The 7,900-nt window shown below is 45.1% G+C and carries 7 protein-coding genes; 2 read left to right on the top strand and 5 right to left on the bottom strand.

All coding sequences use genetic code 11. The features are described from left to right. Positions 1 to 112: 112 nt before the first annotated feature. The 3 genes from ABD892_RS12605 to ABD892_RS12615 all read right to left on the bottom strand — a co-directional run bounded on the left by ABD892_RS12605 (position 113) and on the right by ABD892_RS12615 (position 3,546). Positions 113 to 745: an alanine racemase gene (locus ABD892_RS12605; RefSeq protein WP_345196094.1), complete on the bottom strand. Its 633-nt coding sequence runs from the start codon at positions 743 to 745 to the stop codon at positions 113 to 115. A gap of 465 nt (positions 746 to 1,210) precedes the next feature. Beyond that, positions 1,211 to 1,894 (bottom strand): hypothetical protein, encoded by a 684-nt coding sequence (locus ABD892_RS12610; protein ID WP_345196095.1) that lies wholly within the window; start codon positions 1,892 to 1,894, stop codon positions 1,211 to 1,213. Between the two features lie 386 nt (positions 1,895 to 2,280). Next, positions 2,281 to 3,546 (bottom strand): Rid family hydrolase, encoded by a 1,266-nt coding sequence (locus ABD892_RS12615; RefSeq protein ID WP_345196096.1) that lies wholly within the window; start codon positions 3,544 to 3,546, stop codon positions 2,281 to 2,283. An 813-nt stretch (positions 3,547 to 4,359) separates the two neighbouring features. Between ABD892_RS12615 and ABD892_RS12620 the strand changes: the two genes are divergently transcribed. Then, positions 4,360 to 4,929 carry a cytochrome b gene (locus ABD892_RS12620; RefSeq protein ID WP_345196097.1) on the top strand — a complete coding sequence of 190 codons (570 nt, stop codon included), beginning with the start codon at positions 4,360 to 4,362 and terminating at the stop codon, positions 4,927 to 4,929. Positions 4,930 to 5,045: 116 nt separating this feature from the next. Here the strand turns inward: ABD892_RS12620 and ABD892_RS12625 are convergent, their stop codons facing one another. Together ABD892_RS12625 and ABD892_RS12630 are read right to left on the bottom strand one after the other, a co-directional pair. Further along, positions 5,046 to 5,741, bottom strand: coding sequence for a class I SAM-dependent DNA methyltransferase (locus ABD892_RS12625; RefSeq protein ID WP_345196100.1), 696 nt, complete (start codon positions 5,739 to 5,741; stop codon positions 5,046 to 5,048). Positions 5,742 to 6,025: 284 nt separating this feature from the next. Continuing rightward, positions 6,026 to 6,571 carry a hypothetical protein gene (locus ABD892_RS12630; protein ID WP_345196098.1) on the bottom strand — a complete coding sequence of 182 codons (546 nt, stop codon included), beginning with the start codon at positions 6,569 to 6,571 and terminating at the stop codon, positions 6,026 to 6,028. 601 nt (positions 6,572 to 7,172) lie between these two features. Between ABD892_RS12630 and ABD892_RS12635 the strand changes: the two genes are divergently transcribed. Beyond that, entirely contained in the window at positions 7,173 to 7,355 is a 183-nt protein-coding gene (locus ABD892_RS12635; RefSeq protein WP_345196099.1) for a hypothetical protein, read from the top strand. Positions 7,356 to 7,900 lie beyond the last annotated feature (545 nt).

Consider the following 7,900-nt stretch of genomic DNA (forward strand, 5'->3'; position numbering starts at 1 on the left):
ATCAGGTCTGTCATATAGAAAATTCTGGATACTTGAACACCGATTCTGGAAAACCAGCAAAAGTGTTCAAGAGTTACCAGAATGGGTGTTCAAGAGTTACCAGAATCGGTGTTCAAGTTGTGCCAGAATACGCAATGATTTCCAGGGCATCCTTTTTGAAGGCCTTAGCTTTAGTCAGGACATCCTGCCGGTCATAGCTGGGGAAGTGCGTCATAATACCGACCACTTCAATACCAGGTACCTGCCCAATTTGAACAGCCTCTTCGATGCTGTCAGTACCATTACGGCTCATGCCGCCATGGTTTAGCGCCAGGTGCACTTTCATGGTTTTATTGTATTTTTTGGCCAGCGCTGCCAACTGTCTGGCATGGTCAATATCACCCACCAGTTCTTCGACATCCAACGCGATGGTTTTTTCAATTTCCGCAATCGGCGCCGAACGCACCCGTGCCAACGATCCGGTAAAACCATTTTCCCGCACGACAAACAACTCAGAGTTGCTGGTCACACCAATGCAGGGAATATCATTAGCTAAAATGGTTGGCATTAATCCCGCGATACCATTGCCGTAAGCATCGGCCTTCATGATGGCGCAGATTTTAGTGTCTGACTGGACTTTGGCTTTAACGTCATCAATGTTTTTCTGGAATTGGGTCAGATTGATTTCCAGCCAACTATTTGACGACATAGCCGTCGCGGCATCTATTTTCTGAAGAGAGATATCAGGGGCAGCTTGTGCTTGCATTGAAAACAAGGCAGTAGCAATCGCTGCACATAAGACGCTGTGTTTGAACATAGGTCAAAATCCATTCTTAAATATGAGGCACTACAAAAGCTGTCAGATTATTAGTCTTGGAATCACTTCTCAGAATCACCTAGACATAACGCTTAACGGATTACTCCACAGAGGCCTGCGTGATATCAATACAAGCCAAACCATGCCTAATCTCTGGTTTCGTTTGACCAAGTGTTTACCGTAACAGGCTGGGGGCAAGCTGATTCAACCACAACACAATGGTTACAGGATTGATATACATCATAAAAGGTACGCAAGTACAGCACCCGGCTACTTTACCGGGATCAATGACTTCGTCAAAGTAAAGCTCTCTGCTGGTCATATCATGGCCTGTCAACGCCTTCCTTGTTCATGAAGAATTTAATAATAAGATCCCCCCTTAAACTTACCGCTCAAACTAATGGGATCGGGCCATTAATCGCCGTACATGCAAATCGAACCAACAAGTTGCCAATGCGGGTTGTGATAAAGGTATGAAGCCAACGTACCTGGCGTCGAATGCTTAGCATCCAGGTTGATAAAACCGGATTGTTCATCCTCAACGTCAACACTTAACTGATAGGCAAGTATGACCATCTCTGAACAAATCACATTCTTGGGCGTATTACCGGTTCTGCTTCTATATTTCGATAATCGAGCTCTGGCTCCACTCCCAAAGGTAGAAGTTCCAAACGCTGATGCGACACCTCGATAAGTTTGCCAGCGAGCGCTTGAGTATCCCACTACCTGAGTTGTTTTTGCGCTGAAATCTTCAAACGTATCGCTCCCCATATAGTCATAGTGTCCGCGGGACCATGACAGTGCCATTTGGACGGCTTGATTACTAACGACTGCGCTGTTATCACCAATAAAACGAAAGCAAATGGAGTATTTGGTTAAATTTAAATAACTTGATATAACTCCGCTCTCCTCAAGTGAGTGAACGACCAAAGCACTGTTACTTAAAGCCGCGAGCAAGGTGTGACCAATGGTCATTCCACCATCTTTTTTATTGGCCGTTACATAAAACAGAACGTCGCCGGTTTCTACAATACATCCTGGATCCGAATAATTACACAGCGAACTCAACGAGCATGGTATTGTACTCCAGAACGACATGGATACTCCTCCAATACCTCTTAAACCTGTGAGCTCACTATAGGGCAGCTAACAATAGAACACCTATAAAATGATTCAATACGACTTGGCTATCAATCTTCTGTCGCTTACTGGAAATTAATGACCTGAATCCACATAAGCCTGACCGCTCTTACTATATTCACCTTCTGAACAGAGGCATTTATGCTGATATCCAGTCATTAACTTGTTATATATAAGATTTCATTATCATATAAAAACAACGTTTCTAAACTTTCCTTATCACGAAAATTAACGTTGACATACTTTTTCTCGGCTCAATAAAAAACACCACCAAGACATCTCGAAATAATGCCTTGGTGGTGATGACACTTGACCGTTTACAGTCTCCTGTAAACTAATGCCTGTTATGCCTGTGGAGGAGTACCTTCACCGTTAGAAATAACGGCATCGATTTGCACCAGAGCATCCATAGGAATCGCAGCAACACCAATGGTGGTTCTTGCAGGCAGATCACGCTTGAAGAAGGTGGTGTAAATTTCGTTTACAGCCTCAACATCTGCGATATTTTTAACCTGGACATTAATTTTAACAACATCATCCATCACATGGCCGATGCTTTCTACAATAGCCTTGATGTTGTTCAGACACTGTCCAGCCTGCTCCTTGGCACCACCATCAACCAGCTTGCTGGTTTTGGGATCTACCGGCAATTGAGCGGCAATGTGGTTGTAATGGGAAAATGCAACGGTTTGAGTATAGAAAGGACTCTTGGGCGCATTGTCCGTGTTGTTGGCTTTGATAACGATGCCATGACGGTCTTCAACTTCCTGCGGAGGAGTACCGTCACCGTGAGACACAACCGCATCAATCTGTACCAGCGCATCCATAGGCAAACCAGAAGTTGCCACGGTGGAACGCGCAGGAACATAACCTACGGTTCTGGCGATGGCAGAGTCTGGGAAAAACGTCGTGTAAACTTCGTTGACGGCGTCAATATCAGCGGCGTTTTTCAGGAAGACATTGATTTTAACGATATCGTCAAAAGGTACGTCGATGCTTTCCAGAATATTCTTGATATTTCTCAGGCACTGAGCAGTCTGTTCTTTAACACCACCGGCAACCATTGCACCGGTCTTAGGGTCGATCGGTAATTGAGCAGAGATGTTGTTGTAATGGGAAAAAGCGACTGTCTGTGTAGATACAGGGCTCATTGGCGCATTTTCAGTGTTTTTAGCGACCTTTACGAGATCGCAAGGCGCCTGGGAAGGTGTACCTTCGCCGTTTGAAATAATGGCATCAATTTGAACCAGCGCACCGTCCAAAGGTAGAGCGGCAACGGCGAGCGTCGTCCGTGTAGGGAAGTAGTTTTTGAAGAATGTTGCATAAACTTCGTCAACTGCCTCAACATCAGCGATGTTCTTGAGGAAAACATTGATTTTAACAACGTCTTCCATCACGTGATCGATACTTTCTACAATCGCTTTGATATTTGCCAGACACTGCGTTGCCTGCTCTTTGACACCACCCGCGACAATGTCACCTGTTCTTGGATCGACAGGTAATTGTGCTGAAATGTTATTGTAATGGGAGAAAGCGACCGTTTGTGTAGATACAGGACTGATAGGTGCATTTTCTGTATTTCTTGAAACCTTAATGATATCGCCACTCATATCGATACTTCTCCAATTTGAAATCGAATAAATGTACAGGGTCAATGCTTTAGCATTGTCTGGTTATGTCAACGTCTTCGGCTATCTCCCCGGGCTGCTACACCTGACGTCATAGAAAGCCTTGCCAGAGAGTCCATAGAGATACGTTCCTCAAGCAGCATACTGCTTGACTTCGGAAACACCGAGGGGAGTACGGGAACACACGCATCCATCAGGCGCTACGTACGGAAGGTATATTCACAAGTCTAGCCGTAGACTGACGCCTATTTCATCGGGGGAAACACCTACACCTTTGCGCAATTTCATTTTAAACGAGCCTGATATGATTTAAGGCAAAAAATCTTAAGATTCACTCTATAGAATACAAATGTCGTACTTTCAAGTTATCGGTATCATCTGTTGATGCTGCCTGTCACCTTCCCCCCCCTTAAAAAACCAGGTTCTCGCCGGCAGAAACAGCACTAATGTATAACTAAGGTTTGCAAAAGACACCTGCTAGTCAGCCTGTAACTCGCTGCCAGCCTCCACTGTCCAAAAAAGCAATTGTGTTATCACAAACATGCAGCGTCAGACATCACCATAACGCACTTGATCTGGCATCCATCTCACAAAGATTTGGTGCCGCCTGATGAGATAACGTCGGTTTAACCGGCCCATTAACCGCCTTGTCTGATGAATACCAGCCCTCCAACAAGCAAGCACCAACCACCATACAACAGCGAGTAATACCTATGCTCTAATAGCATCGGAAATCGCTATATGCAGTGGATACTTTATAAAAACATTTTTTCCATAAAAAAGAGGAAGAATAAGATGCAACCTGATAAGCCGGACCGCTTAAGCCTCGTTACCATTGCGCTGCACTGGCTAGTGGCAGTCAGTATGATCGGCATGCTCGCTATCGGCGTCTATATGGTAGAAACGGAAACCTACAGCCTGTATTCATGGCATAAGTCATTCGGTGTTCTCATCATCACCATGGTCATAATGAGAGTGATCTGGCGCATAAAGAATGGTTGGCCTGTTCCGGTCAGTCAATACAAATCCATTGAACAGAGCCTTGCCAAAGCCATGCACTGGATACTCATTATTGGTACAGTGCTGATGCCCGTCTCTGGCACACTAATGTCGGCATTCGGCGGCAATGGTGTTGATCTGTTCGGGCTTGAGCTGGTGCCTCGCAACCCTGACCCGGAAAACCCTGGCAAGGTGCTGGCACACAATGGCGATATTGCCGCTTTCTGCCATGCTATGCATCATTGGTTAGGGTATATCGTCATCGGTGCTGTATTGCTGCATATTACCGGTGCACTAAAACATCATTGTCTCGACAAGGATGCGACGTTGAAGCGAATGCTTGGCTCTCGTGCTCATAGCGGATAATATAAAACGGACTCTACCGGACAAAGTTTCCAGTCACCTGTTTGGTTAACTGGAAAATACGCCTAGCGCAATTTGTCCGGTAGCTCGCGTGTCTCGCCTTACGACGTCTCATTACTTTATTTTTTTACGCAGACAAAGATGGCATTACCGGAGCGCGTATCCCATGTCAGGATTTTGTCGTAATCGTGCTCAAACATATACACGTCAAAGCAAGGCGACAAAAGCTGCTGTAGCTCACCGAAGCTTACCGCCACCATTGGGTGCTCGTCGTGCCATAACTGAGTGACCTGCCGGGTACTCTTTTCAATACTGAGCTTTAGCGATTGTTTCTCACCACTCCCGCAGTAGTGCCAGCCTGAACTGAAAACAAAATGGCTGTCATCACAGTCTGCCGTATGCCTGACAACAGAATGGTTGTTGATCTTATTCTTTTCCACTGCATTAAAACAAAATACTCCCCCCTGATTTAATGCGGCATATACTCTGCCGATACAGCTTTTCAGCTTTCCAATACTGTCACTGTAGTGAATTGAATAGAGAAAACAGGTAATTATATCTACGCGTTGCTCGATAGTAAAATCACACATGTTTTGCAACATAAAACTCGCTTCAGGGCAGCGCAACTGAGCAAGATCAAGCATTGGCAGATTGATATCGAGACCATGGCATTGGTAGCCATTATCAATAAAGTGTCGAATGTGTGGGCCCGTACCACAGGCAAGATCCAGATGGTGATTGCCCTTATTACCGAATAATTGATGCAACCTGTGTACGTAATCACTTTGCGCCTTATAGTTAATATCCGCGCACATTAAGTCGTAATAGCAAGACAGGTCAGTATATAAAGCATTGGATGGGAGAGTAACCAAGCGGATTTACCTGGAAAATTTTGGGTGGCGCATACTATAACAATTGTTTTTATTTGCGAAGTCTATTCTTGCATGAAGAAGGTTAAAATCATTCCCTTAGCAATAGAGCCCCACCAAACCCTCTCCACCATAGACACATATAAAACCTCCAATCTGTAGTGAAGTTGGTTTATGGGTACGCTGTTTACTACACTTCCTCAAAGTCCATATGATCAAACAGACATGAGCTATTCATTCGGCTCAGACGGACAAAACTCCTCCAAAGTCCGAGAGCCTGCCCGCCAAATATTTCTGGTTAACCCGGCAGAGGAAACAGGAAAGAATATCCCTGCAAGAGCCAGTTCTTTAAAGAATTTTTTCGTCAAATATACTTTATCGATACGACGTTCACCTGTTAACTCATTGATTGGGGTACGGCTTATTCCTTGATAAACACTATTTCCCGCAAAGAAAAACGGTGCTACCGCAAATCCAACGACATAGATAACAGGGAGACTCAGTGCCAGAGCAAATTTAGCAACCACTTTTATAATACGTTTAGCGAGAGGCTTTGACCTCACCTCCCTTTGTACACGCCTGCTGTATTCCTCACTTTCATGAGAAACCGACTGTTGCTGCTCTATAGAGGACTGCTCATCTTCATCAAGGGGGCGTAAGTGTAATTTACCAAATACCAGGGGCTGATTCCGACTACCCTCTAAATGATCTATTACCTCTAAAGAGGAGCTATAAACTTGCGTAGCCATAGGTGGGAGTTCACCATTTCTAGGCATAACGTATACCTCCTTGTACATAGATATAAAATCACAAAAGAAATAATAACGTCGAAAAATAAAAAAACGAATAATACCTTTGTATTACTCCTTAGAAATAGATTTAAATTACCACCATTCAACCAAAGTCTTATTCGTATGCACCCGGCTTAATTAAAGCCATGCTTAATTATCAACATTCATGTAAATACACATAATCATCAGGGCGCACACACAACATCGCGGCTTCACCTCCAGCGTCTGAACGTTTCATATCCGGTGATATCAACACCTGCGCCCCCCAAATAGCCTGACTAATCCCAGCTGAACGGCGAGGCATCACAACATCGCGCAGTATGATCTGCGACTCACCCAACAGCATTTTATGCGAATAGGGTTAACTATCAGCCCCGCCCCCCTCACTCGACAGATACACCTATACGATAAGTATTTACCCTTGCCATGGATCAATAATACTTCGGTTTTTATGAGAGATAATACCGTCAGGGATGGCCATCTTTAGGGGCTGACAACAACAAAAACGTCAACAACAAGAATTGCCCCGAATCGGCCTGATGCCCTGCGAAAGCAGGGTTTTCTTTATGTGTAAGGATGAAAGACCATGGGTAAACCGACACTCTGTCATATGGTTGCCTATCTCAAGCGTATCGGTGTGACCATGAGCCCTCTGAATAAAGAGGCCATAGAATCGGCCTACTATCGCAGCATCTACCAGGTGTTGCCACGGGAGCAGACATTGCAGGCCATCGCCCTGCGACCGCAGAAGCACTACCACCGCCGTTAGGCTCGCTCTGCAAACCGTTCCCGGGCAATCTCCTGTTCATCACGCACTGTTACTGGACATTGGCCGGGGCGGCTTCCACAAATACAGGTTAACCACAAACAAAACTTACTACTACAGAATCTATCTGACTTCACCCTTCGTCAGCATCGTGAGATGCTGACGCACTGATTATTAGCGACAACGGTGGTTTTTCCACAACCGTACCGAATATTGTCACGTACCGGGAAGATTTATCATGCGATAACTCAGACGTTTTCGGTACGTTGCCATCTGTCGTAGGATGGTTGCCACTTGGGCTTTCGTGAGACGATGGCGGCGATATATTTCCAAAGGCCTTGGGCGACTCTAAACAAGCATCCTCGCCTTGAAGTACACTGGGACAAACGAATAATGAACCTGCGCCAAGAAATGGACAAGAGCCAGCGGTAATCGTGGCAGTTGTTGATAATGTTTGATGTCCCTGGTGTCGGTGTTTGTCAACATAGTTGTCGCCCCAACTCAAGCCGCTTTCTTAAGTTGATCAGCTGAAGATCTGTCGGGATTAA

The sequence above is a fragment of the Kistimonas scapharcae genome (genome assembly GCF_039540975.1).
Lineage (GTDB): Bacteria > Pseudomonadota > Gammaproteobacteria > Pseudomonadales > Endozoicomonadaceae > Kistimonas > Kistimonas scapharcae.

Excerpts from the sequence above, each read along its gene's own strand:
- ABD892_RS12615 (WP_345196096.1), bottom strand. The coding sequence starts at position 3,546 with ATGAGTGGCGATATCATTAAGGTTTCAAGAAATACAGAAAATGCACCT.
- ABD892_RS12610 (WP_345196095.1), bottom strand. The coding sequence starts at position 1,894 with ATGTCGTTCTGGAGTACAATACCATGCTCGTTGAGTTCGCTGTGTAAT.
- ABD892_RS12620 (WP_345196097.1), top strand. The coding sequence starts at position 4,360 with ATGCAACCTGATAAGCCGGACCGCTTAAGCCTCGTTACCATTGCGCTG.
- ABD892_RS12630 (WP_345196098.1), bottom strand. The coding sequence starts at position 6,571 with ATGCCTAGAAATGGTGAACTCCCACCTATGGCTACGCAAGTTTATAGC.
- ABD892_RS12625 (WP_345196100.1), bottom strand. The coding sequence starts at position 5,741 with ATGTGCGCGGATATTAACTATAAGGCGCAAAGTGATTACGTACACAGG.
- ABD892_RS12605 (WP_345196094.1), bottom strand. The coding sequence starts at position 745 with ATGCAAGCACAAGCTGCCCCTGATATCTCTCTTCAGAAAATAGATGCC.
- ABD892_RS12635 (WP_345196099.1), top strand. The coding sequence starts at position 7,173 with ATGGGTAAACCGACACTCTGTCATATGGTTGCCTATCTCAAGCGTATC.